Here is a 26,424-nt window from a genome sequence, read left to right on the forward strand (position 1 = left end):
CCAGTCCCCAGTCACCAGTCCCCAGTCCCCAGTCACCAGTCCCCAGTCCCCAGTTCCCAGTCACCAATACTATGGACAACGGGAATGAATACCGCCCTTGGTACAAATGAAAGCTAGTTGCTGGGCATCTAAATTTTTAGCATTGCTAAAATCGACACCTTGGACTACGGCAGCTTGTGAACCGAGATCAGAAGTTTCTACAAACCTATCTCCGGGATCTTGTTTACCAGGAAAAAGTATAGTTCCTTGAAAATCTGCACCGTCCAAATTTGCCCCTCGTAAATCTGCACGACTAATATCAGCATTTCGTAGGTTGGCATTTTTCATATTGGCAGAACGTAAAACAGCACCAGCAAGACGAGCCGCACTGAAATTAGCATTGGTGAGATTAGCATGATCTAAATATGCTTCAGATAAATCTGCACCTTGCCAATTGGTGTTAGTTAAATTGGCATAAGATAATTGTGTACCTATGGCAGAAACACGACCTAACTGAGCAGCATACATATCTGCTTCCATTAATTTTGCGTCGCTGATATCTGCCCCTGTGAAAATCGCATCTTCCAAAATTGCCTTTTGCAAATCACTACTGATAAGTTGGGTACTGCTGAGGTTAGCACCCACTAACAGGGCATGAGATAAGTTAGCTTTATTCAGGGTAGCGCGGCTTAAATCACTGCGTTTCATTAACACACGACTGAGGTTAGCTTCGGTGAGGTTGGCTTGCTTGAGTTGAGTTTTACTCAAATCAGCAATGACATCATCATAAGTATCCCAGCGCCCATCTTCACCTGGACTACGGAAGCGACTACCTTTTAATTGAGCTTGGTTAAGATTGGCAGATTTAAACACAACTCCCGATAAATCAGCATTTTCTAGTACCAAGTTAAATACAGAACTTTCTTCAAAGCTTTTTGCACCCAGTTGGATACTACTTAAATCAATGTCATTAATTTTGCCACTATAGACAGACAAAATCTTGTTGATTGCCTGTTGGTTAAGATTTAATTGTTGTTCTCTGATATTTCCGAAATTGCCGCCTGATTCCAGTTCCCCAGCGAGAAACAGATTCATGCGTTTTAATTCTGGTAAAGCTTGAATTCCAATATTTACCAGTGCTTGTTGAATAGTATCTAGGATGTTAGGGTCAGTTTCCTTCACCAGTAGATCCACTAAAAATTTGATAGATTGTGTATCATTAATACCACCCAAGGCGAGAATAGCCCTTTGGCGTTCTTCGTCGCTGACACCAGAATCAGGATTAATTGGTTTTACGAGTTCGAGAAATTTTTGAGTGTTAACCAACTGGGTTTTCCGCAGGTTTTCTTGGGTTTGGATGTAAATTTGTGTGCCTACTAAAGTTGACAACACAGCAATCATGCTGGTTACACCAACCACAAACAAGGTAAAATTAGGACTGCGGGCTATTTTTAGCTTAGGGATGGACTCCTTAATAGATGTATCTGTTGGTTCTTCATTTTCTCGCTGTGGCGGCTCGCTGGTATTTTCTACAGGTGTTTTGATTGGTTTGTTGATGTCTTTAACATCTATGGTATATGTACCTGCCAACTGATCATGGAAGGCGCGACGACGTTTTTGGGAAGTCCAACCCATGCCTTCACCTAGCACCAAAACAATAGCTAAAAATGTGAATAAGCCTAAATCGGGAAAAGCAAAGCTGTAGCGCCAGAGAATATAAGCAATGGCAACTGGACTAGTCCAGCGCCCTAGCCCTTCACGAACTACAACAGTCCTTAAACCAGGGGCTTTACCCTCATCATTAACAACCCGCACCCCAAACCAACGTTTGGGAATGGTGCTGCCGGTTTTACCCAGTAAATACAACTGCCATCCTGAGAGGACTAGAGGTGTTAAGAGGGCGATAGTCCATAAAAAATTAGTGGGACTGGCAACATTGCGAATACCATAACTAATTGGTAGGGCTAAAGGCCGGGCGATCGCTCTTTCTGTGAGTACCAACACCGGATTTAAAGGTACTCTTTGCAGATCGCTACGAGAATTGGCATAAACACCAATGCCAAAGGGAATTAACCCGCTGGCTACCACTAATGTAATTTCTGCTGCCCAAGCGCCTAAACGCCTTGTTCCCAAGGGTAAAGAATTAGCCTTTTTCGGTTTTTGGGACTGATTAGATTGATCAATATTTCTCCTCACAGTTGGGGTAGTCATTGCATAATTTCCCTTTGATTCTATGTTTACGCCAATCTATACATCTATACAAGTTTTTGGCGGCGCGGTTAAAATAGGCTATTGCTTACGTTGCAAGCTATTAGACACCAAAAATTTGTATCCAAGATACACTAACCCCGCCAATAGTGCCAGACTGATCACAGATGCTACCAATCTAAATACTGTTTGCAGTACCATGAAGCCCAAGAGTATTCCTACACCAGTAACGGCAAGCTTTTTTATCCCTGATAAACCCTGAAACCAAATTTGAAAACGCTGAAAATTTCGGTTTAATTTAGCAAACATAGTTTGATTTGTCTGTTTTTGCGTCTCTTGTGAGTTGGGTTGGGTGGAAAATGAACTTATTTCCGCTTCTAGTTGTTCCAAACGACGTTGCAATTCTTCTTCTGGTTGAGGATTCATAATTTTTTTTACCTCAGCTATGATACCGATTCTACAACCGACCAAGTATATCCATATTTGGGGATTGTGTTAGTGATTTTAGCTAATATCTATATGCACAAAACCTCTGTAGGTACGGAAATGAATGTATCTTGTCTATAGCCAGAATTTTCTACCTCTCCTGTGTCAATTCAGGATATTTTTATGCTGAGTTACAAATTCACCCAATTTCCAAATCAAAATTAAATAACAACTCAATAAAAATTGATACTTGAACATTGGGAACAATACACCATTGTCTTGAGTCTAATAAACCAGAATATATAGCACTATATTAATCTATCAAGAGTCGGGAGCATGAATAAAAATGAAGACATTAAAACTACTGACTTTTGTTCCCGCAACTTTGGTTATGAGTTTGGTATTTAACCAAGCTGTTTTAGCACAAACTCCATTTATCCAAATTAACAAGCAACTCCCGACAGATCCTTTGGTTGTCAATGGCATATCTGGGGGAACAGTTCAGAGTAATTGCGGGAATATTACCACTCAACCCAGTCAAGTTCTTCAGGTACAAGAATCTTTACCTTATTTACGCTTAACTGTTGAGGGACAGGGACAGCCTACAATGTTGATTGATGGACCAGGGGGGCGCTTTTGTGTGTTGGCAGATAATTACTCTGCAAAGAAACCAGAACTGTCTGGTTTTTGGCAAGCTGGCAATTATTTACTGTACGTAGGTAATTTATCCCCAGGTAAACATAATTATGCTCTCTCTATTTCTCAACAAAAGAATTGAGGGGACTGGGGACTGGTGACTGGGGACTGGTGACTGGTGACTGTTAAAAAAATGCCATTACCGCAGCAGGTGAACCTGAACCACCACGTAACCTGAGAATACCAATTACTAGGGTAGCGCCTTGGGGCGGCAGTTGATCTAAGTTGGTGAGGTTTTCTAGGACAATCCGTGGTTTTGCTAGTATCAAACTATTAGTGGTAAAATTATTATCTTGCCCTGAGTCTACGCCGTGGGTATCAATTCCCACCCCGGCAATTTTTCTTTCAGTAATTAAAAACTCGGTGGCTTTACCGCTAAACCCTGGAAAGTGCATATTTCCATGTGCATCCTGGTTTAAGAAGGCGTTTTTATCTAGCCATTTATTTTGCCAACCCGTATAAAGTAACACTATATAACCGGGTTTAATAGTGCCAAATTCTGCTTCCCATGTCAAAATGTCAGCTACAGTTAAAAGATAATCAGGGTTTTCTGTTGCTTGTTGACAGATATTGATCACTACCGCAGGTACTACGAGAGACTGGGCGGAATATTCATCAATGCTGATACCGTCACCGTGAAAACTATTAGGGGCATTGATATGAGTAGCACTATGTTCACCCATAGAAAACCGTCGCAGATAATAGCCATCGTCTTGTAGTTCGGCTACAGTGGTAAATTTGACGGGAGGATCACCAGGCCATTGTGGTATACCTGTGTCAATTATATGACTCAGGTGGATAACACGGGAATAGGTGATATTGTTTGGCTGTTGGGGTTGTATAGTAATATTCCTCTGTGATTCGGCTATTATTTATCATAAATAATCCCCCAATTCTTGTAAATACCAGGTCGGTTGGGGGTTAATTACAAGTTTAAAATGTTGCAGCAAAAAGTGAATTTAACCTTAGTGAACACCTAAAAGGTTAATGTTGTGCAAACATAAGATTAAGTTTAGGTAAATTGTCAGAGTTGATAATTGACAATAGACCTCTCCAAAATAGAATGTATTGATTTTTAATATATTGTAGGGGCGAAGCATTTGGGCGATAATTTGACGGAAAAATCAGACATCTAGATATCCCAAATGCTTCGACCTGCCCCCATAAATAAGCCATAATTTCTTTTCTGGAGAAGTCTAATTGATAAATTAAACGCAGATGGACGCAGATAAACGCAGATAATTTTGTACTTCTTGAGATGAGGAAATACTATCTCAGGATGGAAAGTGGGATTTTTTGGGTGTTGAATGGGTGTTGAAGTAGCTAATGTTTAAGAAATGATAAGTAATATTGTCAATTTCAGGTGAGATGGGTTACTTTAACAAAAATGGTAAAAGTTTTTCGACACCACAAGCCCGAACCTTGAAAACCGCATAACTTCGTTGACTGGTGTGGATCGTTTACAGGATCAGCGTTTCCAAATCAACTTCCCCGCAAGGGGATGGAAACTTCAGAGTGTAAAGTCCCCAAGGGGGGAGAAAACACCTTTCCAAATCAACTTCCCCGCAAGGGGATGGAAACTCTTGGCTGTTAATTCAGAACGGACACTTGGATTAAGGCTTTCCAAATCGACTTCCCCGCAAGGGGATGGAAACAAAGACATACTGTATTCTGAAGGAATGGGAATAGCCGTCTTTCCAAATCAACTTCCCCGCAAGGGGATGGAAACCTTATATATTCCTTGAAGAACCTCAAAGATATTACCTTTCCAAATCAACTTCCTCGCAAGGGGATGGAAAGAAAAAATCTAAATAATAATGGATATTAATTTACAAAAAGAAGAATTTAGCTATGCTTACATTTATGCTATTACCACAGCAGCAGGATATTCCTTTCAAAAATCATCAAGAATTTTAGATGTAGGCGGAATTGATGCCACAATTACAGGTACAGTAACAGACGATACCCTTTATGAACCACAACTAGATTTACAGGTAAAATCTACCTCACTAGATATCCTCAGTGGAGAAACTATTCGCTATCCTTTAAAAATCAAAAACTACAACGAACTCAGAAAAGAAAGAACTGTTGCACCACGAATATTAGTAGTTGTTCTCATCCCTGAAAATCTGCAAGAATGGATTAAACAGTCAGAAACAGAACTGTGTTTACGTCGCTGTGCTTACTGGGTTTCATTACGTGGACAACCCCAAACACAAAACACCGAAACCGTTACTGTTTATATACCTCGCAAAAATGTATTTACAGTTGATGCTTTAAAAAATTTAATGCAAACAATCCAAACAGGAGGGACATTATGAAAGCAATTATTAATGATGTAGAAATTCTCAATCATTTACAACCTCAACACATAGATAAATATTTAAAGTCTAAAGGTTGGCATGAACAAAGTGTAATTCCTAACAAAGTTTCTATTTGGATACAGGATAACTATTCAGAGAATAAACTCAAAATTCAATTACCTGTAGACCAAAACTTTGATGATTATTCCCAGCGTATATATGATGTGATTGAAACCTTATCAAAAGCGGAAAAACGCTCACAATTCGACATTTTAGGCGAAATTATTACGGATGCACCTAATTTAACTATTCAAGCTGTGGTCAGTCAAATTCAAACACCAAGCGCCACAGAATTAAAAGGAGAAATTCAATTATTTGGCGTGGTATTTGATAAACTGCGGCAAATAAAAACTATACTGGAAAATCATGATTATATTTTAGCTATTAAAGCCTATCAAGAACGTTTACCAATTCGTTGTACAGGTGATTTGTTTAAGGAAAATGACCAGTTTATTTTACAAAATCCCCACAATTTTCAAATTGATAATATTTGAATGCGTAGGTAGGGTTTAGGTAAAGATATTGATGGGTTTTTGGTACTGAGGAAGAAAATTTTTAAGAAATGATAAGTAATATTGTCAATTTCAGGTGAGATGGGTTACTTTAACAAAAGTGGTAAAAGTTTTTCGACACCACAAGCCCGAACCTTGAAAACCGCATAACTTCGTTGAATTGTGTCGATTGCTTACGGGATCAGCGTTTCCGGTTTTACAATGCCTTACTTATTGAGAATTTTTTAGCACTTATTGAGAATAAAAAAAGTGGTGTGGAAATGGGGGTCTGAAACCCTTGCTGTGTAAGGCTTCCAGAAGTGAACTCTTTCCAAATCAATTTCCCCGCAAGGGGATGGAAACAACTCCCAATCGATCTCGATTGGGTTTTGGATGATCTTCTTTCCAAATCAATTTCCCCGCAAGGGGATGGAAATACAACAGTTAATTATTCAAGAAGCAAGACGGAAAAGTAAAGGAAGTTTAGAAGATTTTGGAATAAAGTATCAAGAATTGGAAAGTGCTTTAGATGAATTAGCTGATGATTTTGCAGCGTGTGTTGGTGCAAACGCGCCTATTTTATCTGATTATGCTGTTAGTCGTGAAAGTATTTATGAAGACCATTATTAAAAATAGAAAATGGAATATTTAGTAGAACCTAAATTCAACACTTTCATAAATTTTACTCCTTAATTTTAAAGACTATTACAAAAATAAAAACATCCCACTGATCTTCCTTCGCGTGAAATAACAAACTAATCACAAAGATTTTTTACATCACACTGAGTTAGCATCTTTGCTCTTTTAACAAACTTTTCATCAAATGTATAAAACTGAGAACAGTTTTGACTATTAGCTAAATGAAAAGCATCAGCAAAATCTAAACCATTTTCATGCCATTCAATTACTTGAGCAATTAAAATAGGATTATTTAGGTAAATATTAGGTAAACCAAACAAATTTCTCAAAGCCTTACATATATCATGAGGTTTAAACTTATATCTAAACCTTAACACCCATTCCGTTTCCAAGATGACTGTATCTGCAATAAAAACATCATGATTTTGTAATATCTCTCTACTTTTTTGAAACTGTAATTCATCATCTTGAGTTAAAAATCTCACAATTATATTTGTATCAATCGCAATCATGCCAAATTTCCTCGACACCTTGACGAATAGCATCTTCCATATCTTCCAGGGTTGCAGGTTCACCATCATATTTTAAACAACCTGCTACATCCTCCAACTTAGTTACTGGAAAAGGCTTTTTAGGTTGTAATAAAATCCCATTACCCATATCAATAATAATAAATTCCTGACCTGCATTCCAATGATGCGCTTCTCGTAAAGATTGGGGAATAATGACCTCTCCTTGAGGAGACAATTTGGTAATTTCCATAATGTCTAAACAATAAAACCATAACACTAATTATAACACATAAATAAATAGCAAAAACCCATAAAATTGGTATCAGTTATCCATTTTAATCAGCAAAACAAATACACTCGTTTTGTACAGGTTTAGCACTGCTAAACTCCTACGAGAAATGCGATTTTCTCAGATACATATTTGAGGTTTTATTTCCATTAAGTTCTAACTACTCTCCCAGTCACCTATCACATATCATTTGTCACCTTGTTGCATCAGTAGTGGAGGTTTTCATTTTTTGTGCTATAACCCACTCAGAAAATGAATTTAGACAGTAACGATTATATGGAATTAGACAAATTAACCAGGTTTAAAGAGTACGGTGAGTTTATCCTCCGCAAAATTGACTCTGTACCCCAACGCCCCTCCCAACAAGAAGATTGGGTCCCTACTAGCCTGGATGACTGTCTGGTGCGCTTGCGAGAAGCTGCACAGAAGACTGTGGAAATGGCCACTTCACCTGTGAAAATTGGTGTGATGGGTGAGTTTAGCAGTGGTAAAAGTTTACTGTTAGGAAGTTTAATTGGTTTTGCGGATGCTTTACCTGTAAGTGAAAACCCGACTACGGGAAATGTGACTGCTATTCATATTAAACCACAAGAAGGTTTTGCTACAACAAAAATAGATAATTACACCGTTGAGTATTTATCTCATGAAGGGGTAAATGAGTGTTTACACTTCATGTTATCAGAAGCAAACCGTCGCGCTGTGGCTGCTGGTTTACCACCTTTACAAGTTGCTAAAATTAAAACTGGTAAAGATATTTCTCTTTGGTGTGAGGAAGCTTGGAAGAGTTCCAATAATTTAGAATTACGCTATTTATTGCGGGAGTTGGTGTTATTTTTGCGGGCTTATCAAGCTTATGGTGAGGCTTTGTGTGGTAAGCATTATCATATTGATGCAGCAACGGCAAAGGAAGGTTTACAATTAATTGATTTGCCGATGGCGATTCAAACTTTGAGATTTGATGATTTACCGCCGGCACATATTCGTTTACCGAATGCACCCCAAGTTCTGCAAACTCAATTATTACAAAATAGTTTTTACCTGATTCGTAGAGTTGATATTGAGGTCAAAATATCTAGAGAAATTTGGGATTTAACCGGGGCGGAAGAATTTGTTTTGCTAGATTTTCCCGGTTTAGGTGCGGCTAATTCTGGTGCAAGAGATACTTTTTTATCATTGCGAGAATTGGCACAGGTGCAGACAATTTTAGTTTTATTAAATGGTAAATCACCGGGAAGCGATCGCGCTAATAAAATATTTACCATGATGCAGCAACAACGCCTCGGGCAAGATTTAAAAGATTTAATTCTGGTTGGTGTGGGACGTTTTGATCAATTACCTTTAGAAAGTGAAGGTGGAGAAAGAATTTTAGATTTTTTAATTGAAGATCATCCTAATTCCCAATCTTTACAAACAGAGGTAGTTTTTCAAAAATTAAAAGTTCTGCAAACTATTATTGATGGTGCAGAAGCTTTTACTACTCAAAAAGAACGCATTGTTTTATTATCGCCCTTGTTAGGTTTATCAGAATTAGCCAAACGTTCTACCAAAGTCAAAGCTGGTTCAGAAGAATTTTTAGCTAATTTAGATTATCCTGATTATTTGGAACGTTCCAAGAAATTACAAGAAAAATGGGGTAAACTCAGCGATAAACTTTTAGAAAGTGAACCTCGTAATTCTCTAGGTAAACAGTTAGGTTATTTTGCCCAAGATGGGGGTGTTAGTAAACTGCGGGACTTGATTCAAAATCATGTAGCTACTCATGGTTTAAAACAATTATATGAAGATACTCGCAGGGCGGCGGATGTGATTCATCAACAACAAGAACAACTGAAATATATCCTGGCAGAAATTCATGAACAAGGTATACCTACAGCAGATAGTCCAGATTTAATGGAGTTACGTTTGGCAATTGAAAGTTTAGATAAAACCTACAGAAGCTTTCAAAAAGACTTGGGTAAAGAACCACTCAAAGATAGACGGGGAGTGGTGGTTAGTGATGTGATCAAAGATGAATTAACCTATAGGATTCTCAATTGGAGTCAGTGGACATTGTTATTTAATAAATGCCAAAATGGCACAATTACCTTAGCAGAGTCTAAAGGTGCGGCGGGTAAATTATTTGAACGGGGAAATAGAGTAAATAATTCTATTCCTAGCAAAAGTGATGATTTTTATCCAGAGTTTGAAAAAAGCGTTAAAGAACTAGAAGAATTTGCCCGCGATCGCATTCGTCAAGCTGTAGTAGACTTGTTGAATAAATTAGCCCATCAAGTAGTATTAGAACGGGAGAAAATTCAAACAATTCTTAATCCAGAGATGGAAGAATTGATAGAAGATAACTTTGGAGTTGAAGCCGCAGATTTATTTTATAAACTGTTGTTAGGATGTGATCCAAATCAGTGGAAAGAAGCAATTATTGGGGAAATTAATAATCAAGATAAATCCATTTCTCCTGATATGATGTTTCCCCTAGCGCGACGGGATAAAAAACACAGTATTGGACAAATATTTGATTGGTCTCCTGAAAGAAATCAAACTTCATCTCGTGCTGCAAATCATCAACTTTTTGTATTAAGATTGCGTGATGAAATTACAGCTAGTGCGAGTTTACATCTCGTGCAATATGTGAGTGAAGTTAATCAACAAGTAAATGCAGAATTAGAAGGAATTTTAGATCAAATAATTCCCAGTTTGCAAAACCTGTCTAAAAAAGATGAACTACTCAGATATATTGCTGCTGGAGACTCAACCCCAGAATTAGCAATTCCCACTTGGTTAGAAATTCTTGCGGATATTGCATCAATTCATGAGAGTGATATTTATGAGTATATTTAGCTGAAGAAGGGAACAGGGAACAGGGAATAGGGAATAGGGAAGAGGTATTAGTATTAGGCTGTTTTCTGCATCTACCAAAATCCAAAATCCAAAATCCAAAATCTAAAATTCATTTATGCCTGTGGAAATTATACTTCCACCCAAACATCAACTACGAGTTAAAGAAAATCAAAGTTTGGATTTACCTGCTATCCAAATTGTCGCCACTAATAGTAATATTCCCCATATCTCTCGCATTACTTGTAGCGTCAAAGGAACACCCATAGAATTAGCAGCGGAAATTCAACAAACTTATAAACATTTTAACTCTGCTACACCCCAAAAAATCTCTAATTTGTGTCAATTAGGACAATATCCTTATCAGTTAGAGAAACCTTTAAACGAAACAGTCAACTGTGATTTACAGGTGATTGTTGAGTATTTTGATTCTGATGCTACCGGAAAACCGATATTATCTATTAAGAAAAATATGGGTGTTTCCTGTAATCTTTGGTTTACACCTGATTTTCAATCAATAACTCACAAAACCATAACTAACCATAAAACTATGAATCCTTTTGAATTAGATACCTATCTCAATAAATTAAGTCAACAATTGAGTGAAAAACTCAATGAAAAACCCAAAAAAAGATTTCCGGGTTGGTTTGCGGTAGATTTTGGAACTTCTAATTCTACAGTGACACTTTTTGATCCCATTGAAGTACCTATTGCGGAAGTTTTACCCAGAGAACAAGAATTAAGATTGCGTCAAAGATTAGCAGAGTGGTTAAATTCTCCTGCTAATTTAGCTTTACCAGATATCGGTGTGAACGAGTGGGAAAAGTTCATTGCTAATATTAGTAAAAACTTAGAAATTGAACCAGAAGAACTAAGCGAAGTTTTTGAAAATGATAACAAAGAACAATTTTTAGAAGCTATTCGCCAAATTGAATTATGTTTAGGAAATAGTGACAGATTTCGCCGTGCTGTTAGCAAAAAACTTTATCAGATATATCATGAAGTTTTTCGTGTTCCTACGTTAGAATCACAAAATTTGATTCCTGTAGTTTTGGATATTAACAGACGGGAAACAGAAATTCCCAGCGAAATGGAAGTATCCCAAGTTGAACCTTTAAAATTGCAAATGGGGAGAGAAGCAAGAGACAATAGAAAAAAAGCCATTGCCCAAGGTACAATCACTTCAGTTAAAGATATAATCAGCAGATTTCATCACTCACCCAAACGTTATTTTGGACAAAATAGAACTTTCCCAGTTATCTTAAATGACTCAGAAAATAACATCCAAGTTAACCAATTAATTCAAGCAGCATGGGCGCATTTAATTGAATTAACAGAAGATTATCGTCAACGTGCCAGAAGAAGATTTTCCGAAGGAGATTTATTAACAGGAGTTTTCACCTATCCCACCGTTGCACCTCCAGTAGTGAGAAAAGACATTAAAGCATTAGTCGAAGAATTAGGAATAGATGATGTCCAAACAGCTTATGATGAAGCGGTTTCTGTAGCTATCTTTTTTCTTTGGCGAGAATTTGGTGGTAACTTAAATATTGGTATTGAATCTTTTAAAACTCGTTGTCGGCAAGAAAAAAATAAATGGTCACAAAATGTTTTAGTTTTAGATATTGGTGGAGGTACAACAGACTTAGCATTAATTGAACTCACATTAGAAGATAAAACTCCATTTTTTGCAGATCATGAAGATCGGGGTTTAGGTGGAAGATACTATAAACTTACCCCGAAATTATTAGGTTCTTCAGGACATTTACAATTAGGTGGTGAATTAATTACCTTACGCATTTTTAGACTTTTAAAAGTTGCGATCGCTGATTTTCTCTTAACAGCAATAACTAACGGAGACATCGAAAGCGACAAACTAGAAGATTTAATCAACGCCGAATTAAACGAACGCTTTTTAGAAGATGGCAAATTTAAAAGCGGTAGTTTATTAAAATGTGTAGATAAAGAAAATCCTGAAGGTGATGTTGCTTTCAAAGATGCTTTAGACACAGCAGAGAAAGTTCTACCTACCCGATGGCAACAAGCACCCCAACGCCTACAAACATTTTACACATTGTGGGATTATGCCGAAGCTGCTAAACTCAAATTAGGGCAAAAATTACCAGGAGATGGTTCTTTATTAACCTTCACCCTTTCCGAACAACAAATTAGTGAAATCCTTGCCCAAAGTGCAGTTAAATTCCAAATTATTATCCCTGATGCTATCTCTATAACCATAGATAGTCAACAATTTGAACGGGCTGCAATTTCGGCTATTAAAGAAGCAATTGGTATTGCTAAAGGTTTGATGGAAAGCCGTTTAAATGCAGACAATAAACAAAAAGTAGATTGGTTAATTCTTTCTGGTAAAACTTGCAATTTAGATTTAGTGCAAAAACAAATTTACCAAGAATTTAGCAAATCTCCTTATTTTGTTTGGAATCCAGAACGGATTACCTTTGTTTTAGAATTTACCAAATTAGCAACTTCCGCAGGTGCTTGTTATGCGGAAAAATTAAGAAGATTAAGATTTGATCCCGAAGAATCAAAAAACTTATTGCGTAAAGGTGCAAACCAACTGGAAATAAATGTCAAAAACCTATTTTATTATCTACCGTGTAACTTTAAACGCAAAACCCAAAGTAACGAACTATTAGGAATATTCAACGCTGGACAAGAATTATATCAACTTGCAGCCTGGGAAAGTGTAGCTAAAGTGCGGACAAATTGGCAAGGTATCCAATTAACAAATATTATCTATCGTCAAGACTATGAAGATGGAGAATTGCGTTTATGGGGTAGCTTTGACGGTAAAACTTTAATGGAGAAATTAGGAATGGAAGAACCAGAATTTCTCAAAAAAATTAAAGTCCAATTTGAAATTGATCAAACTTTGCAATTTAGTGTTTTACTCTGTCAAGGGAATCCCCATTATTTAATAGATGAGAAGGGAATAGATATCAATTCTGTCATTTACCAAGAATCAGAAACAACTGATTTATTCACCGATGGAAAATTAAAATGGAATATTGCCATTGAACAGCCCCATCAAGATTTAAAAGATGGTGATATTGCCGTCAACGTATTAGAATCAGCAACAGTAGATCAACCAAATGCTTATCATTTAGTATTTGCAGTTGATAATAATCAAAATCCCAAACTGGAAACATTTCACTATTTACAAGATGGTGTTAATGAACCAGGAAAAGGGTTAATTAGTAATCCTTTACCACCATTCCCCCAAAATGGTCAACACACCTTTTATATTTATCAAACAGATAGCGAAACCAACACTAAAAAATGGATACGCATCGGCGCACTTAGTAAACCAGACATCACCACAGATTACCCTTGTCAATATCATGTTACACTCGACAATCAAGGTATATTAAGAATGCACGCCGGTGAAGTACCTTATTGGACATCAACTAATCAAGAATGTTTACAAGAAGAAGGATGTGTTTATCGTGCAGAATTAGAATTACAACCTAATGAGATTGATAAAGAACGCGATCCTTTCTGTGGAATACATTAAATCAATTGATAATTGATAATTGATAATTGACAATTGTTTGATTTACAGCAGTTTTCATGTCTTTAGACCACAGTAAGGGCGAAGCATTCGGATGATAGTCTTAGGTAAAAACCGATAATTAATTGTCCGAATGCTGATGCTTCCAGCACGCTTCGCGAACGCCCCTACATTGTTGACACGAAACCTAAATCAAAATGTGGTTTATTTACCTGAAAATAGCTGTAAGGTTGAAAACTCTTCTTTTAAGGGGAATAAGAAAGAAAAACCTTTTCAATTTTCTGCCTTGAAATTAAATATAATTGTCGATTGTCAATTATTGAATTTCCTCCTGACTCCTCAAATATTTTCTTGCCATGATGCAACATCTACAACAATTATTAGCAACAGAAAATTCTCAAATTTCTCAATTATTAAAATTGAGCTTATACGGATTAGAAGCAACATTAAAACAAGCCAGAATAGAATACCCCAATGATCCAGGTAAGGATTTATGTGAAAATGTCATTCTAGAAATTCACAATCTTTTAGAACCTGAATTAATTACAGAAAATCCAGAAAATGTAGTTATTGATGAAGCTAAACCTGATCAATTATTAAATGTATTAAATGAACTCAGGGAAGTGTTTAATACAGATTTAGAATTAAATTTTTATTTAGGAAATGCACCCCTACAAAGTCAAAATGACGGTGATTTATGGAATGAAATTCACCACAAATTGTTAAGAGTTCCTGAAGATTTAGCCACAAATTGGAAAAAACGCGCTTTAGAAATAGCAGAAAAAAATGGTGCAAATTTAGATTATGTCAATCTAGAACACTTACCTTTTATTAAAGATGAAATTATTTATTCTGGTTTAAATGGTACTGTTCAAGCTAGAGGTTTATGTTTGTCAAAAAAAGCGTTTTTTAAATCAGAAATTGCCCCGTTATATAATTCAGAAGATTTGCAATTATTAGCAGGATTTTTACTTTTATATACTAAATTTATAGAGATATATCCTGATTTACATCATGCTTTAAAAAGTGTATTTAGTTTTGATGTTGTTTCCTTAAAATCCCAACCAGAACAACGTCAACTTTATTTAGAAGCATTGAGCGATCGCCTACAACGCACCCAAAAAACTGAAGAAAACACTGATCCCATCATTAATCTACGTGCTTGGATTGACATGGATGAAGCCATACATTCCCTAGTGTTTGTTCCCCCAGCAGAACGTTATTCCTGGTGGGGAAAACTACAACAAGAATCAAGACGTATATTGAAAAAAGTAGCTAATAAAGCTATAAAAGCCGGTCATGATGTGAAAATTAGACAATTATCAGGACTTTATGCTGATATTTGCGCGTATTCCAAAGATGATGTACAGCTAGATCATGGTGGAACACCTGGAGAAGTATTAGCTTGTTTGCGGTTATACACACGAATCAATCAAGAAGAACATCCGGGGCGGGTGCTATTTCGATCCTTACGATGAAAACCGCAATACCATATAATTACTTCTGTTTACTGCATATCAGGTGTAGGAGTGGGTGAAGGAGTAGGAGTAGGAGTTGTAGGAGTGGGATCAGGTTTAGGAGTGGAAGGAGAAGGGGTTTGTTGGGCTAATAGAGTTTGTTGTGTGTTTGCAGCTTGAAACTGTTTGGGTATTGCAATCACCGCAGCAGTTCCCAAAAATGCTAATAAAGCTACGGGTGCTAAGTGTCTCATATTGTGATTCCTGCAAAAACTTATGCCACCCTATTTTGAACAATTATCAACTTCTCTATATCTTGCTATAGGTAGCCTTACGGATATTTCTTTAGGTAGAAAAACACATTTTCAACAAGTTTTAAATTTGCTGTTTCAGGAAGATGAAAAAAATAATTTTACATATATGGATCTCTGCAACCACAAGATAATATACTAATTTCAAAAGTTGGAAAAGACAAAATTGATTATTCAATTTCTGTAAGCATTCAGCTATCAGTCGTCAGCAGTCAGCTTTTGAGGTTTACGCCAGAAATACCTATTTGATGATTAACAAATTTCTTAAACATTCTGACTCCTGACTCCTGACTCCTTACCAATTTCTAAGCTTATTCACCACCAGAGAAAAACAAAGGTAACACAAAAGCAGCAATAATTCCCAACAAAACAAACACCTCAATAATTCTCAGAACCAAATTACTTTGCATTAACTGATTAAATTTCTCACTCAAATTATTAGGAAAATTACCCCGCCAACCACGCAACCGACTAAACCAATTTTTTGGACTATCTTCTGGGCGAAATTGCCATGAAAACATTGATAATAACAAAGGCGCACCACCCACCTTAGCAGACATTAAAAGATGAATGGCTAAACAACAAACCATGATCACCCAAGCTGTTAAATGGAAATAATACCAAATATGATCCAGTTCCCCTACCGGTAGCCATTCTTCCTTCATCATTCTGCCAGATACAACTGCTAAAACTGAAGCAATTAGCATCAAAGTATTTGCTAAACGTTGCAGACTCACCCACCAAATTGGTTTATTAAATTGTGAGAGTTTTTGGATAGAATCTTGTTGTAATAACCGCCTTTCACCAGCATGAAAGCTATAGAGAGCGAAAGCAGGTAATAACAGTAAAAAGAATAAACCCGCAGTACCATGAATACCCTGAATTGGGTCGATTTTAGGAATGGGAAGTTTACCGAATCTTTGATCAAAAGTGTTATAAACTAAGAATCCGGTGATAATAGCTGCAATGACTAAAATGCCATTGACACCGTGTATTATACGTAATAACAGAGGTTGATAGGGTGCTGAACGAGTCATAAGTTAATTTTAAGTATTTTTGAAACTACTGTTTTTAGTGTAAGTATGCCACAAAAATATATAATATCCTAGACTATACCTATAAAGTACCCAATTCATGTCCGAAACTTTGCATCTTACAGGATTTATCAAAGGAGTCACCTATAAACCCTATTTAGGTGAGAAATTACAGGAAATAACTATAGATAATTTTGATGTAAATAAAGCTAGTGCTTATGGATTGATAAAATCCCCAATAACTGAAATTGCTTATTCCAAATGGGTTTCACCTAAAAGAACTAGAAGTTATCCATTTGCAAGGATGTATAATACATATAATTCCTCGAAAATCATAACTATAATTCCTCTAATTAAAGATGAAGGTAAAGATGGAGACAGAGATTTAATTCAATATTCTACTATTTCTTGGATGAACCTATTAAATATTTATATTGTACTTGCTTATTATGAAAAAGCAGAGAAGAGTAATAAAAAAGGACAAGATACCAAAAATAAATTGACTAATCAAAAATTTAATAATGAATTTGTAAACTATCAAATTGAGGAAATACTCGCATATCGTCAAAGTGCTTTACATTGGAATAAAAATTTATTTGAGCAAAGATTTGTATCAATTTTTGAAAAAGCCTTGGATTCCTATGATTCAATTTCTCATAAAACTGGAGTTTTGGTTCACTCAAGAGAAGGTATGGATAAGTATTTACAAAAAATTACCAATGAATTTGCAGAGTTTAAAAATATTTCTTTAAAAAATTCACATAATGCTAGTAAACGGGAATCAATGACTTCTCATCAACTGGAATATTTAGCCGATGGGTTAAAAGCAACTTTTAGCATTGAGAACTATTTAGGAGGAGTTTACTATTTAACTGCTGACGAAATCTTTTTTGATAATGATACTTATGTAATCCAAGAATCTAAAAACTCTTCAAAAGATTCTTTCCCTAAACTTAGTGACATTCAGGATGGTTTATTTAAGCTAATTCTATTTTCTAACTTAGATTCTTTAAAATTAGATGGTAAACCAGTTAATTTTGTAACTACATTAAAACTTACAGGTAAAAATATAGTTGGTAATATTATTTTACCAGATGCTACGACGCAAGAATTAGAAATTTTCTTAGCAGCTAATAGGAATAATTTTAAACCTAAGCAAAAAGGAATCATTAGAAAGTTAGTTACAGAATCGGAAAATAATGCTAAAATAAAAATCCAAATCTCTTCTAATTTTGCAATATAATTTTATCATGATTAAAAGTCCTCTCCGTTATCCCGGTGGTAAATCAAGAGCAATCAAACAAATAGCCCAACATTTACCAACACAATTTACAGAATTTAGAGAACCCTTGGTTGGTGGTGGTTCTGTATTCATTTACCTCAAACAAACCTACCCTAACTTAAAAATTTGGATCAATGATTTAAACAGAGAACTATATTTATTTTGGCATATTGCCCAAAATGATTTATCTAAATTAGTCGCCGAAATTCGTCATATCAAAGAAACCGAGAAAGATGGAAAAAAGCTATTTAAAGAATTAACCCATATAGAAGATATTAATAAACTGGAAGACTTAGACAGAGCAGTACGTTTTTTTGTCCTCAACAGAATTACCTTTTCAGGAACAATAGAATCAGGTGGTTTTTCCCAAGAAGCATTTCATAAACGTTTCACCCATTCATCAATAGAAAGACTAGAAAAATTAGCAGAAATTTTAACACCAGATATCAAAATTACTAATCTAGATTACAGCGAACTATTAAAAGCAGAAGGTAAAGAAGTATTTATATTTCTAGATCCGCCATATTTAAGCAATAAACACTCCAAACTATATGGAAAAGATGGAGACTTACATACTAAATTTGACCATCAAAAATTTGCAGATCATTTACAAAACTGCCTTCACAAATGGTTACTCACCTACGACGACTCAGAAGAAGTACATCAAAACTTTACCTGGGCGAAAATTAGCCAATGGGAACTACAATATGGCATGAACAACTATAAACAAAAAACAGCCGAAAAAGGACAAGAACTATTTATTATTAACTACATCCTACCCAATACATAACTATCTCTTCTTCTCTTCTTCTCTTCCTTCGTGTCCTTCGCTTCTATGCCTTCGGCACGCTTCGCGAACGTGGTTCATTCTTGCAAACTTATTGTAGTAATAAAAAATAATCTTATAATTCTTTGCGCCTTTGCTCCTTAGCGCCTTTGCGCGAAACAAAAAACCTACAACTAAAACAAAACCCCCATTTTTAGGTAGAATCACACACAGCCTAACTACAAAACCCCGAAAATGACAAACTTACCAGATCCTAATATTTGGTCAAACCTACTTAAACAATTATTAGAACACCAATCATTATCCCGCACCCAAGCAGCCGAACTGATGCAAGGATGGATCAAGGAAACCATCCCCCCAGAACTATCGGGAGCAATATTAACAGCATTGCACTTTAAAGGCGTTTCTGCCGAAGAACTCACAGGAATGGCAGAAGTATTAAAATCTTTATCTGTTCAGACTACACACGATAACAGCCAAAACCCCATTCCCTTAGTTGACACCTGTGGCACGGGTGGAGACGGCGCATCAACCTTTAATATTTCCACCGCCGTCGCCTTTGTTACTGCTGCTGCGGGTGTACCAGTCGCTAAACATGGTAGTCGTTCCGCCTCCAGCTTAACCGGTAGCGCCGACGTTTTAGAAGCTTTAGGAGTCAACCTCAACGCACCCAGCGAAAAAGTGCAAGCAGCAGTGAAAGAAGTGGGAATCACCTTTTTATTTGCCCCTGGATGGCATCCTGCACTGAAAGCCGTTGCCCCACTGCGGAGAAATTTAAAAGTGCGGACAGTATTTAACTTACTCGGACCCTTAGTAAACCCCATGCGCCCCACAGGGCAAGTAATAGGAGTATTTGATCCCAAATTAATCGAAACCATCGCCCAAGCATTAAACCAGTTGGGAACAGATAAAGCGATCGTATTACATGGGCGAGAAAAATTAGATGAAGCCGGGTTAGGAGATGTAACCGATTTGGCGGTTTTATCTGAAGGGAAAGTACAGTTAACCAGCGTCAACCCCGAAGCCGCAGGAGTCACACCAGCAACCATTACAGCCTTAAAAGGTGGGAATGTGCAAGAAAACGCCGAAATCTTAACCAACGTCCTTAAAGGAAAGGGAACTCCAGCCCAACAGGATGCAGTGGCGCTAAATGCTTCCTTAGCGTTGCAGGTTGCGGGTGCAGTTCCCTTATTAAATCATGGTCAAGGTGTGACAGTAGCTAAGGAAATTCTACAAAGCGGTAGCCCCTGGAAAAAGTTGGAACAGTTAGTTGAATTTTTGAAGAATTAGATTCTTCTGAGTGGTGTTGGGGACGAAATTCTACAACATTACGTTTGATGGTAACGTCATAATTACCAAAAAAGTCATGTCCTAACAATCCCGTTTCTAATTCTGCACCAGCGATCGCCACAGGAACTTGACTAACCTTTACCCCGCCCACTTCCATAGAATCAAGATAGCCAACTGGAAACTCCACACCCTTAGCACTCACAGTATTAGCTTTAGCAATAGCCACAGGCACGACACCTAAAGCCTGTGCTACATCTTGAGTAATTACAGAACCACTAGCGCCGGTATCCACAATCATCTCAAAACGCTGCCTACCATTAAAGGTAACTTCCACAATGGGAGTGCCACCAACTCGTCGTTTAATTGGTGCTATGAACACCAGATTATTATAGGCTGTAGTTTCCGCAGCCGGGAAAATCGGATCTGGAGGGGGTAGAGGTTGTACCTTGGCAACAGGAGTAGGAGTTGAATAACGTTGTATTTTGGGCTTTGGTTGAGGAACAGCCACAACTACCTCTTGATCTGGTACTACGGAAGATGCTAACCTACTGGAGTTAGCTTTTTGTTTGGCTAATTTAATTTGACCCTGGTATTCAGCAATTTTTCTTTGAGCAAAAGGAAAATTAGGACTGTCTCGCCCCACCTGTTTCAAGAGAGCGATCGCATCCTCAAACCTACTCGCGACCAGATGCCAATCATCTGGAGATTGAGCAGATTTACTGATACTCACAGCACCAGTAGCTTTATCCAGTGCCAATTCTAATGGACTGGTTTGTGTACTTTGTTCTAATTTTGGTTTTGGTTTGGCTGATAATGACGCTGGTTGCTTCATTGGTGGCTGTATCGCTGCCAAATTACCAACAGGCATAGATGGTTGACTACCACCAACCCCCGTTGTCTGTTTGTTGTCACTACAGGCAACATTCAAAACCACCAGACTACCGGAAACAAAAATTAGGGCTGCGCGGGATAAAGAAGACTCAAGCATAGTTACTTTCAGGTTAACCGCCCTGGCTCTCTCCAAGTGTACCGCCCCAAACAAAAATATGCTCCAGGCTTTATGATTTAATTGGTTATTTGATATTTAACCCAAGTTGCTAGTGATAACTGTTTTTGCATAGCATAATAAACTGTCTTTTGTAGGTGATTCATGATTGGTGACTGGGAAAGACTTTTACCAATTACCAATTACCTATTCCCCATTCCCCATTCCCCATTCCCTATTCCCCATTACCTATTATTTATGTCTTTATCTGATGCAATACCCGCTTTACTTGTCTTAGCAGATGGAACAGCTTATCATGGTTGGTCCTTCGGCGCTATGGGAACCACTGTCGGCGAAGTGGTGTTTAACACAGGCATGACTGGATATCAAGAAGTATTAACAGATCCCAGCTACACAGGGCAAATTGTTATTTTTACATATCCCGAATTAGGTAATACTGGCGTTAACCCCGAAGATGAGGAATCAATTAAACCTCATGTCAAAGGAGCGATCGCCCGCAATATCTGTCACAAACCTAGTAACTGGCGCTCTACCCAATCTTTACCAGATTACCTCAAACAGCACCACATCCCCGGTATTTTCGGTATCGACACCCGCGCCCTCACCCGCAAAATTCGGATGTATGGCGCGATGAATGGTGGTATTTCTACATCTATACTAGATGAATCTGAATTATTAGAACTGGTGCAAGCTGCTCCCAACATGACAGGATTAAATCTGGTGCGGGAAGTCACCACCCCAGAAGTTTATGAATGGTCCGAAGCTACGACAGAAGTTTGGGAATTTAACCCAGAATCTGTAGCTAAGATTGGGGAAAAGTTCACAGTCGTTGCTTTAGACTTTGGCGTAAAACGCAATATTTTGCGGCGGTTGGCTAGTTATGGCTGTCGCGTGATTGTTGTTCCTGCCAATACACCAGCAGCGGAAATTCTTAAATATAATCCAGATGGGATTTTCCTCTCCAACGGACCCGGTGATCCAGCAGCAGTCACAGAAGGCATTAGCACCGTTAAAGCACTGCTAGAAAGTCAAAAACCTATGTTTGGTATTTGTATGGGACACCAAATTTTAGGTCATGCTTTGGGCGCAGAAACCTTTAAACTAAAATTTGGGCATCGTGGTTTAAATCAACCAGCGGGTTTACAACAAAGGGTAGAAATCACCAGCCAAAACCACAGTTTTGCTATTGATCCGGATTCATTACCATCAGCAGTGGTAGAGGTTAGTCATCTGAACTTAAATGATCGCACTGTTGCAGGGGTACGTCACAAGTCTCTACCAGTGTTTTCTGTACAGTATCACCCAGAAGCTAGTCCAGGACCCCACGATGCTGATTACTTATTTGAGCAATTTGTGCTAGAAATGCAAACAGCACGTCAAACAGCGATCGCTTAAGTTAATCAACAATAAAAATGGGTAATGGGTAATGGGTAATTGGTAATGGGTAATTGGTAATTGGTAATTAGGTTATTTATCTTTTTCCCAGTCACCAATCCCCAGTCCCCAGTCACCAGTCACCAGTCACCAGTCACTAACCTAGACAACATAAGTCAAAACCATCTATACTTGAGCGTTTACTTTCAGTCAAGAGGACGAGGAGGGAGTTATTGCTGAACCACTGAATCTAACCGTAAGCCTGAGAGGTACTCGCGAAGCCCGGGATAACTGCCAGCTATTCCGCCTCACAGGTCTGTTAGATGCTTTTTCTGAACCTACATTTCGCAAGGTACTGTCTGGAAAGATTGATGAAGGTCCAAAGCACATAATTCTGGATCTATCACAAATCGACTTTGTTGATAGCTCTGGTTTGGGTGCGCTGGTACAACTAGCAAAGCAAGCTCAAACCGCCGAAGGCACTTTCCAAATTGTCACCAATGCCCGCGTTACTCAAACGGTCAAGCTTGTTCGCTTAGAAAAATTTCTTGCCCTACAAACTACAGTTGATGCGGCTCTAGAAAACATCAAGTCGTCTTGATTGCTTGACCACAAAAAATCAATTTAGCTATCCCGATGAGCAGTAGGAAGGTGAGGAAGTTAAAAAAATATGAAGAATATATTAATTCTCCATCTTCCTCATCTTTCCCAACTCCTCAAAATAGCCACTAGACCTATATTTTCAGACTCACCAATCTCCCCAATCAGGAATTTATATAGTTTTAAGTAATATTTGTTAGTGTTGAATATGCTCGGTGTGCTATGATGGCATACTGCACAAAAAATAAATGTTCGTAAAGATAATCTTCCCAATATTAGTAGGTCAAGGAATGATGAACAGGTGAATCCCCAGGAGGAAGAAGCAAAAAATGGAGGAGATGAAACTGTAATGCAGTATTCATCTGACATTCCAGCATTGTTGGTAAACACGACGCAATTACCCCAACCATTATCCCAGGCACAAGTACAACAAATTTCTCCTTCTGCCTTAGCTTACTTGGGGGATGCAATTTACGAACTATATGTTAGAATGTTTTTTCTGTGGCCACAGCAAAGGCCAGAAATTTACCATAGTTTGGTAGTAGCGCAGGTCAGAGCAGAAACACAAGCCCTACATTTGCGATCGCTGACTCCTAATTTAACGAGTAAAGAGTTAGAAATTGTCCGCCGAGGTCGTAATGCAGCCGCAGGCCGTCCCAAACGACTAAATCCCGAAATTTATCAACAGGCAACTAGTCTAGAAACTTTAGTTGGCTATCTATACCTCACCGATTACCCCCGTTTAACAGAATTGTTACAAAAACTCCATCTAGAGAAATAGTGAGTAGCTCAATCTCTTGATAGGAAAATCATTTGTAACGGTTCATAAAATTGAGGGAATGTCAATGCTCACCTATTTACTAAACTCAATAATCCCATGACTAACCAACCAAGAAAAATTAATCACGCTGGTGAAGCAAAACGCGGACAACCTATAAAAATCAAGGGTAAACGCGTTATTGCTAATCCTGTTCGTACTCAAAGCAACGCAGAAGTTAAACCCATATCTCGCAAACCGCGTCCATCTCGTCAATCTTCCCAACCCTTACCAGAGAGCAAATCCACAGAAGACAGTGATCTCATCTACGGTCGTCATCCTGTATTAAGCGCATTAGAAAATCAGCGCAATCTCAATCGGATTTGGATTACTGCTCGTCTGCGTTATGATCCGCGATTTCATAATTTAATTCTCCAAGCTAAGGATAATGGTACAGTAATTGATGAAGTCGAACCTAAGCGTTTAGACCAAATCACTCAAGGAGCTAATCACCAAGGTATAGCAGCGCAAATTGCGCCTTATGCCTACATGGAATTAGATGATCTGATTACTCAAGCAAAATCAGTCACCGATCCAGTGATTGTTGTTGCTGATGGTATCACTGATCCTCACAATTTGGGGGCAATTATTCGCACAGCAGAAGCCATCGGCGCTCAAGGTTTAGTAATTCCTCAAAGAAGGGCTTCTGGAATCACCTCAACTGTGGTTAAGGTGGCCGCAGGTGCTTTAGAAAACTTTTCTGTAGCCAGAGTCGTTAACCTCAGCCGCGCTTTGGAACAACTTAAAGAAGCTGGTTTTTGGATTTACGGAACAGCAGCCTCTGGTAGCGAACCTGTACATACAGTAAAATTCAGTGGACCTATCGTTTTAGTAATTGGTGCTGAAGGTGAAGGTCTGAGTATGTTGACACAACGATCTTGTGATGTTTTAGTCTCAATTCCCTTACAGGGTAAGACTCCTAGCCTAAATGCCTCAGTGGCAGCAGGGATGGCGCTTTATGAAATTTATCGCCAACGGTCGTTAAATACCCACTATCTTGATAAATTACATACATTTTCTTTGAAAAAATAAACCTAAAAGAGTATAAAGAAATGTAAAACTGAATCTATCTAACATATTCTTTAATACCCAGTATCACGTTTATAAATTGGTGAAAACCATGAAAACTATTTGGCATAACCTTAAGGAAGGGCTGATTAGCTTATCTAACGGTCTAGGCTTGGCTTGGTGGGTTGAAATTGTCACCCAGAATCCTCGTTGCACCTACTACTTTGGTCCATTTTTAAGCTCGGTGGAAGCGACATCTGCCAGTAAGGGCTATCTAGAAGATTTAGAAAACGAAGGAGCGCAAGGAATTATAGTCAATGTCAAGCGTTGTAAACCTTATGTTTTAACCATTGCTGAAGACCTGGGGGAAAGGATTGACCGTAAAGTAAAGCCTGCCTTTAGCGGTCAACTGTAATACAAATCTATAGGCTGTCATCGTTCCTGAGTTAATTTTGAGTTAATTCTGGGAACGATGGGCAACAATAGGTGACTGGTGACTGGTGACTGGTGACTGGGTAATAAATTTTATATTTCCCTATCAACTATCACCAATTACCTCTGGATGTGCTGCTAACCAATGGTCAATATCCCAAAGTAACTGTTGGGGAATTTCCCAGGGGAAAAGGTGGGCGGTATTGGGGTAACATTGCCAATGAGAGTTTGTAAGGTGTTTTGCTGTTTCTAAACTAGAATCAGCTGTAATGTGACGGTCTTCAGATCCAGCCAGTACCAAACTCGGACATGAGATTTTTTCCAAGTCTGAAAGTCGATTGTAACCTGCTTTAATGGCGCTATAAAGAGCGCGAGTAGCATAGCTAGAGGTTTGTAAATAAGCTTGTAGGGCTTCCCTGGCAATGTAACCGTAAGCGGTGGGTGTATGTTGTTGAATTAAATAACGAAAGAGCGATCGCTTGCCAAAAGTTTCAATATTCCAAGACCAACCAGGTTTAATATAGTTTAATATTCCCGCTACACCAGTATAAAGATTATCTTGCCAAGAGATAGGCGGATGATTGCCCCAAGGTCTAGCTGAGGTGGCGATTAAAATCATTCCTGTGACTCGCTGTGGTAAACGCAATGCTAATTCCATCGCCAAAATGCCACCCAGTGACCATCCCAATACAAGGCATTTTTCTATCTGAAAACGGTCTAGGAGAGCTTCTAAATCGTCCAAATGGTCTTGCATATCAAAATTGATATTGCAGCGGCTTTTACCGTATCCGCGCAAATCTGGGGCAATGGTTTGAAAACGTTTTGATAGATGATGAGTAAAAACAGAAAGACTACGGCCAGAACCAGGATGTCCGTGTAAACCGAGTATGGGAAATCCTTGACCTTGGATGTAAACGTTAAGAGGTAATTTATAATTCATAGGGAATAGGGAATAGGGAATAGGGAATAGGGAATAGGGAATGGGTAATGGGTAATGGGTAAAAGTCTTTCCCAGTCCCCAGTCCCCAGTCACCAGTCCCCAGTCCCCAGTCCCCAGTC

At 38.0% G+C, this 26,424-nt stretch carries 25 protein-coding genes and 1 CRISPR repeat array; of the genes, 16 read left to right on the forward strand and 9 right to left on the reverse strand.

Annotated elements, in window-relative coordinates; translation table 11 throughout:
• Nucleotides 1-69: 69 nt before the first annotated feature.
• Together H5968_RS20375 and H5968_RS20380 are read right to left on the reverse strand one after the other, a co-directional pair.
• Nucleotides 70-2,190, reverse strand: coding sequence for a pentapeptide repeat-containing protein (locus H5968_RS20375; protein WP_187041416.1), 2,121 nt, complete (start codon nucleotides 2,188-2,190; stop codon nucleotides 70-72).
• 78 nt (nucleotides 2,191-2,268) lie between these two features.
• On the reverse strand, nucleotides 2,269-2,613 hold the full coding sequence (locus H5968_RS20380) for a hypothetical protein (RefSeq protein ID WP_187041417.1): 345 nt from the start codon (nucleotides 2,611-2,613) through the stop codon (nucleotides 2,269-2,271).
• 346 nt (nucleotides 2,614-2,959) lie between these two features.
• Between H5968_RS20380 and H5968_RS20385 the strand changes: the two genes are divergently transcribed.
• Nucleotides 2,960-3,391, forward strand: a complete 432-nt coding sequence (locus tag H5968_RS20385; protein ID WP_096566184.1) for a hypothetical protein — start codon at nucleotides 2,960-2,962, stop codon at nucleotides 3,389-3,391.
• A gap of 43 nt (nucleotides 3,392-3,434) precedes the next feature.
• On the opposite strand, the gene H5968_RS20390 is transcribed toward H5968_RS20385, so the two are convergent.
• Nucleotides 3,435-4,181, reverse strand: a complete 747-nt coding sequence (locus H5968_RS20390) for a cyclase family protein (protein ID WP_370569798.1) — start codon at nucleotides 4,179-4,181, stop codon at nucleotides 3,435-3,437.
• A gap of 601 nt (nucleotides 4,182-4,782) precedes the next feature.
• Nucleotides 4,783-5,109: direct repeats of the CRISPR family, unit length 36 nt; unit sequence CTTTCCAAATCAACTTCCCCGCAAGGGGATGGAAAC.
• 17 nt (nucleotides 5,110-5,126) lie between these two features.
• Between H5968_RS20390 and H5968_RS20395 the strand changes: the two genes are divergently transcribed.
• The 3 genes from H5968_RS20395 to H5968_RS20405 all read left to right on the forward strand — a co-directional run bounded on the left by H5968_RS20395 (nucleotide 5,127) and on the right by H5968_RS20405 (nucleotide 6,793).
• Complete coding sequence (locus H5968_RS20395; protein ID WP_137668937.1) at nucleotides 5,127-5,630, forward strand: DUF4365 domain-containing protein; 504 nt, start codon at nucleotides 5,127-5,129, stop codon at nucleotides 5,628-5,630.
• Complete coding sequence (locus H5968_RS20400; RefSeq protein ID WP_187041418.1) at nucleotides 5,627-6,166, forward strand: hypothetical protein; 540 nt, start codon at nucleotides 5,627-5,629, stop codon at nucleotides 6,164-6,166. Before H5968_RS20395 ends, H5968_RS20400 begins: the two co-directional genes overlap by 4 nt.
• A 390-nt stretch (nucleotides 6,167-6,556) precedes the next feature.
• Nucleotides 6,557-6,793: a hypothetical protein gene (locus H5968_RS20405; RefSeq protein WP_255427208.1), complete on the forward strand. Its 237-nt coding sequence runs from the start codon at nucleotides 6,557-6,559 to the stop codon at nucleotides 6,791-6,793.
• A gap of 125 nt (nucleotides 6,794-6,918) precedes the next feature.
• Here H5968_RS20405 and H5968_RS20410 read toward each other — a convergent pair whose 3' ends face one another.
• Together H5968_RS20410 and H5968_RS20415 are read right to left on the reverse strand one after the other, a co-directional pair.
• Nucleotides 6,919-7,314 (reverse strand): type II toxin-antitoxin system VapC family toxin, encoded by a 396-nt coding sequence (locus H5968_RS20410; RefSeq protein ID WP_187041419.1) that lies wholly within the window; start codon nucleotides 7,312-7,314, stop codon nucleotides 6,919-6,921.
• Nucleotides 7,301-7,564, reverse strand: a complete 264-nt coding sequence (locus H5968_RS20415) for an AbrB/MazE/SpoVT family DNA-binding domain-containing protein (protein ID WP_187041420.1) — start codon at nucleotides 7,562-7,564, stop codon at nucleotides 7,301-7,303. The genes H5968_RS20410 and H5968_RS20415 overlap by 14 nt, the downstream gene beginning before the upstream one ends.
• 315 nt (nucleotides 7,565-7,879) lie before the next feature.
• Between H5968_RS20415 and H5968_RS20420 the strand changes: the two genes are divergently transcribed.
• The 3 genes from H5968_RS20420 (at nucleotide 7,880) to H5968_RS20430 (ending at nucleotide 15,445) form a co-directional block, all read left to right on the forward strand.
• A complete protein-coding gene (locus tag H5968_RS20420; protein WP_187041421.1) occupies nucleotides 7,880-10,438 on the forward strand; it encodes a dynamin family protein in 2,559 nt (852 codons plus the stop codon).
• A gap of 115 nt (nucleotides 10,439-10,553) precedes the next feature.
• Nucleotides 10,554-13,970, forward strand: coding sequence for a virulence factor SrfB (locus H5968_RS20425; RefSeq protein ID WP_187041422.1), 3,417 nt, complete (start codon nucleotides 10,554-10,556; stop codon nucleotides 13,968-13,970).
• A gap of 356 nt (nucleotides 13,971-14,326) precedes the next feature.
• The gene (locus H5968_RS20430) at nucleotides 14,327-15,445 is read left to right on the forward strand and encodes a hypothetical protein (RefSeq protein WP_187041433.1); all 1,119 of its coding nucleotides are present in this window, start codon (nucleotides 14,327-14,329) and stop codon (nucleotides 15,443-15,445) included.
• 29 nt (nucleotides 15,446-15,474) lie between these two features.
• Here the strand turns inward: H5968_RS20430 and H5968_RS25865 are convergent, their stop codons facing one another.
• Nucleotides 15,475-15,678 (reverse strand): hypothetical protein, encoded by a 204-nt coding sequence (locus H5968_RS25865; protein ID WP_187041437.1) that lies wholly within the window; start codon nucleotides 15,676-15,678, stop codon nucleotides 15,475-15,477.
• A 368-nt stretch (nucleotides 15,679-16,046) separates the two neighbouring features.
• Nucleotides 16,047-16,772 carry a cytochrome b/b6 domain-containing protein gene (locus H5968_RS20440; protein ID WP_187041423.1) on the reverse strand — a complete coding sequence of 242 codons (726 nt, stop codon included), beginning with the start codon at nucleotides 16,770-16,772 and terminating at the stop codon, nucleotides 16,047-16,049.
• Nucleotides 16,773-16,869: 97 nt separating this feature from the next.
• On the opposite strand from H5968_RS20440, the gene H5968_RS20445 reads away from it, so the two are divergent.
• The 3 genes from H5968_RS20445 to trpD all read left to right on the forward strand — a co-directional run bounded on the left by H5968_RS20445 (nucleotide 16,870) and on the right by trpD (nucleotide 20,128).
• Nucleotides 16,870-18,012, forward strand: coding sequence for a hypothetical protein (locus H5968_RS20445; RefSeq protein WP_187041424.1), 1,143 nt, complete (start codon nucleotides 16,870-16,872; stop codon nucleotides 18,010-18,012).
• A gap of 7 nt (nucleotides 18,013-18,019) precedes the next feature.
• Complete coding sequence (locus H5968_RS20450; RefSeq protein WP_187041425.1) at nucleotides 18,020-18,841, forward strand: DNA adenine methylase; 822 nt, start codon at nucleotides 18,020-18,022, stop codon at nucleotides 18,839-18,841.
• A 231-nt stretch (nucleotides 18,842-19,072) separates the two neighbouring features.
• Complete coding sequence (gene trpD, locus H5968_RS20455) at nucleotides 19,073-20,128, forward strand: anthranilate phosphoribosyltransferase (protein WP_187041426.1); 1,056 nt, start codon at nucleotides 19,073-19,075, stop codon at nucleotides 20,126-20,128.
• Here the strand turns inward: trpD and H5968_RS20460 are convergent.
• Nucleotides 20,058-21,116: a TIGR02281 family clan AA aspartic protease gene (locus tag H5968_RS20460; protein ID WP_187041427.1), complete on the reverse strand. Its 1,059-nt coding sequence runs from the start codon at nucleotides 21,114-21,116 to the stop codon at nucleotides 20,058-20,060. The genes trpD and H5968_RS20460 overlap by 71 nt on opposite strands.
• A 255-nt stretch (nucleotides 21,117-21,371) precedes the next feature.
• Between H5968_RS20460 and carA the strand changes: the two genes are divergently transcribed.
• From carA to H5968_RS20490, 6 genes are all read left to right on the forward strand, one after another.
• A complete protein-coding gene (gene carA, locus H5968_RS20465; protein ID WP_187041434.1) occupies nucleotides 21,372-22,529 on the forward strand; it encodes a glutamine-hydrolyzing carbamoyl-phosphate synthase small subunit in 1,158 nt (385 codons plus the stop codon).
• A 60-nt stretch (nucleotides 22,530-22,589) separates the two neighbouring features.
• On the forward strand, nucleotides 22,590-22,748 hold the full coding sequence (locus tag H5968_RS20470; protein ID WP_187041428.1) for a hypothetical protein: 159 nt from the start codon (nucleotides 22,590-22,592) through the stop codon (nucleotides 22,746-22,748).
• A 4-nt stretch (nucleotides 22,749-22,752) separates the two neighbouring features.
• Nucleotides 22,753-23,109: an STAS domain-containing protein gene (locus H5968_RS20475; RefSeq protein WP_187041435.1), complete on the forward strand. Its 357-nt coding sequence runs from the start codon at nucleotides 22,753-22,755 to the stop codon at nucleotides 23,107-23,109.
• Nucleotides 23,110-23,409: 300 nt separating this feature from the next.
• Nucleotides 23,410-23,889: a Mini-ribonuclease 3 gene (locus H5968_RS20480; protein ID WP_187041429.1), complete on the forward strand. Its 480-nt coding sequence runs from the start codon at nucleotides 23,410-23,412 to the stop codon at nucleotides 23,887-23,889.
• Nucleotides 23,890-23,985: 96 nt separating this feature from the next.
• Entirely contained in the window at nucleotides 23,986-24,957 is a 972-nt protein-coding gene (gene rlmB / locus H5968_RS20485; protein ID WP_187041430.1) for a 23S rRNA (guanosine(2251)-2'-O)-methyltransferase RlmB, read from the forward strand.
• Nucleotides 24,958-25,045: 88 nt separating this feature from the next.
• Entirely contained in the window at nucleotides 25,046-25,348 is a 303-nt protein-coding gene (locus H5968_RS20490; protein ID WP_187041431.1) for a DUF1816 domain-containing protein, read from the forward strand.
• Nucleotides 25,349-25,471: 123 nt separating this feature from the next.
• On the opposite strand, the gene H5968_RS20495 is transcribed toward H5968_RS20490, so the two are convergent.
• Nucleotides 25,472-26,305 carry an alpha/beta fold hydrolase gene (locus H5968_RS20495; RefSeq protein ID WP_187041436.1) on the reverse strand — a complete coding sequence of 278 codons (834 nt, stop codon included), beginning with the start codon at nucleotides 26,303-26,305 and terminating at the stop codon, nucleotides 25,472-25,474.
• Nucleotides 26,306-26,424: the final 119 nt, after the last annotated feature.

Source organism: Sphaerospermopsis sp. LEGE 00249, from assembly GCF_014299995.1.
Lineage (GTDB): Bacteria > Cyanobacteriota > Cyanobacteriia > Cyanobacteriales > Nostocaceae > Sphaerospermopsis > Sphaerospermopsis kisseleviana.

Coding starts and splice junctions, on each gene's coding strand:
- trpD (WP_187041426.1), top strand. CDS start 19,073: ATGACAAACTTACCAGATCCTAATATTTGGTCAAACCTACTTAAACAA.
- rlmB (WP_187041430.1), top strand. CDS start 23,986: ATGACTAACCAACCAAGAAAAATTAATCACGCTGGTGAAGCAAAACGC.
- H5968_RS20445 (WP_187041424.1), top strand. CDS start 16,870: ATGTCCGAAACTTTGCATCTTACAGGATTTATCAAAGGAGTCACCTAT.
- H5968_RS20430 (WP_187041433.1), top strand. CDS start 14,327: ATGCAACATCTACAACAATTATTAGCAACAGAAAATTCTCAAATTTCT.
- H5968_RS20425 (WP_187041422.1), top strand. CDS start 10,554: ATGCCTGTGGAAATTATACTTCCACCCAAACATCAACTACGAGTTAAA.
- H5968_RS20405 (WP_255427208.1), top strand. CDS start 6,557: ATGATCTTCTTTCCAAATCAATTTCCCCGCAAGGGGATGGAAATACAA.
- H5968_RS20490 (WP_187041431.1), top strand. CDS start 25,046: ATGAAAACTATTTGGCATAACCTTAAGGAAGGGCTGATTAGCTTATCT.
- H5968_RS20395 (WP_137668937.1), top strand. CDS start 5,127: ATGGATATTAATTTACAAAAAGAAGAATTTAGCTATGCTTACATTTAT.
- H5968_RS20415 (WP_187041420.1), bottom strand. CDS start 7,564: ATGGAAATTACCAAATTGTCTCCTCAAGGAGAGGTCATTATTCCCCAA.
- H5968_RS20375 (WP_187041416.1), bottom strand. CDS start 2,190: ATGACTACCCCAACTGTGAGGAGAAATATTGATCAATCTAATCAGTCC.
- H5968_RS20410 (WP_187041419.1), bottom strand. CDS start 7,314: ATGATTGCGATTGATACAAATATAATTGTGAGATTTTTAACTCAAGAT.
- H5968_RS20450 (WP_187041425.1), top strand. CDS start 18,020: ATGATTAAAAGTCCTCTCCGTTATCCCGGTGGTAAATCAAGAGCAATC.
- carA (WP_187041434.1), top strand. CDS start 21,372: ATGTCTTTATCTGATGCAATACCCGCTTTACTTGTCTTAGCAGATGGA.
- H5968_RS20380 (WP_187041417.1), bottom strand. CDS start 2,613: ATGAATCCTCAACCAGAAGAAGAATTGCAACGTCGTTTGGAACAACTA.
- H5968_RS20400 (WP_187041418.1), top strand. CDS start 5,627: ATGAAAGCAATTATTAATGATGTAGAAATTCTCAATCATTTACAACCT.
- H5968_RS20495 (WP_187041436.1), bottom strand. CDS start 26,305: ATGAATTATAAATTACCTCTTAACGTTTACATCCAAGGTCAAGGATTT.
- H5968_RS25865 (WP_187041437.1), bottom strand. CDS start 15,678: ATGAGACACTTAGCACCCGTAGCTTTATTAGCATTTTTGGGAACTGCT.
- H5968_RS20440 (WP_187041423.1), bottom strand. CDS start 16,772: ATGACTCGTTCAGCACCCTATCAACCTCTGTTATTACGTATAATACAC.
- H5968_RS20460 (WP_187041427.1), bottom strand. CDS start 21,116: ATGCTTGAGTCTTCTTTATCCCGCGCAGCCCTAATTTTTGTTTCCGGT.
- H5968_RS20420 (WP_187041421.1), top strand. CDS start 7,880: ATGGAATTAGACAAATTAACCAGGTTTAAAGAGTACGGTGAGTTTATC.
- H5968_RS20385 (WP_096566184.1), top strand. CDS start 2,960: ATGAAGACATTAAAACTACTGACTTTTGTTCCCGCAACTTTGGTTATG.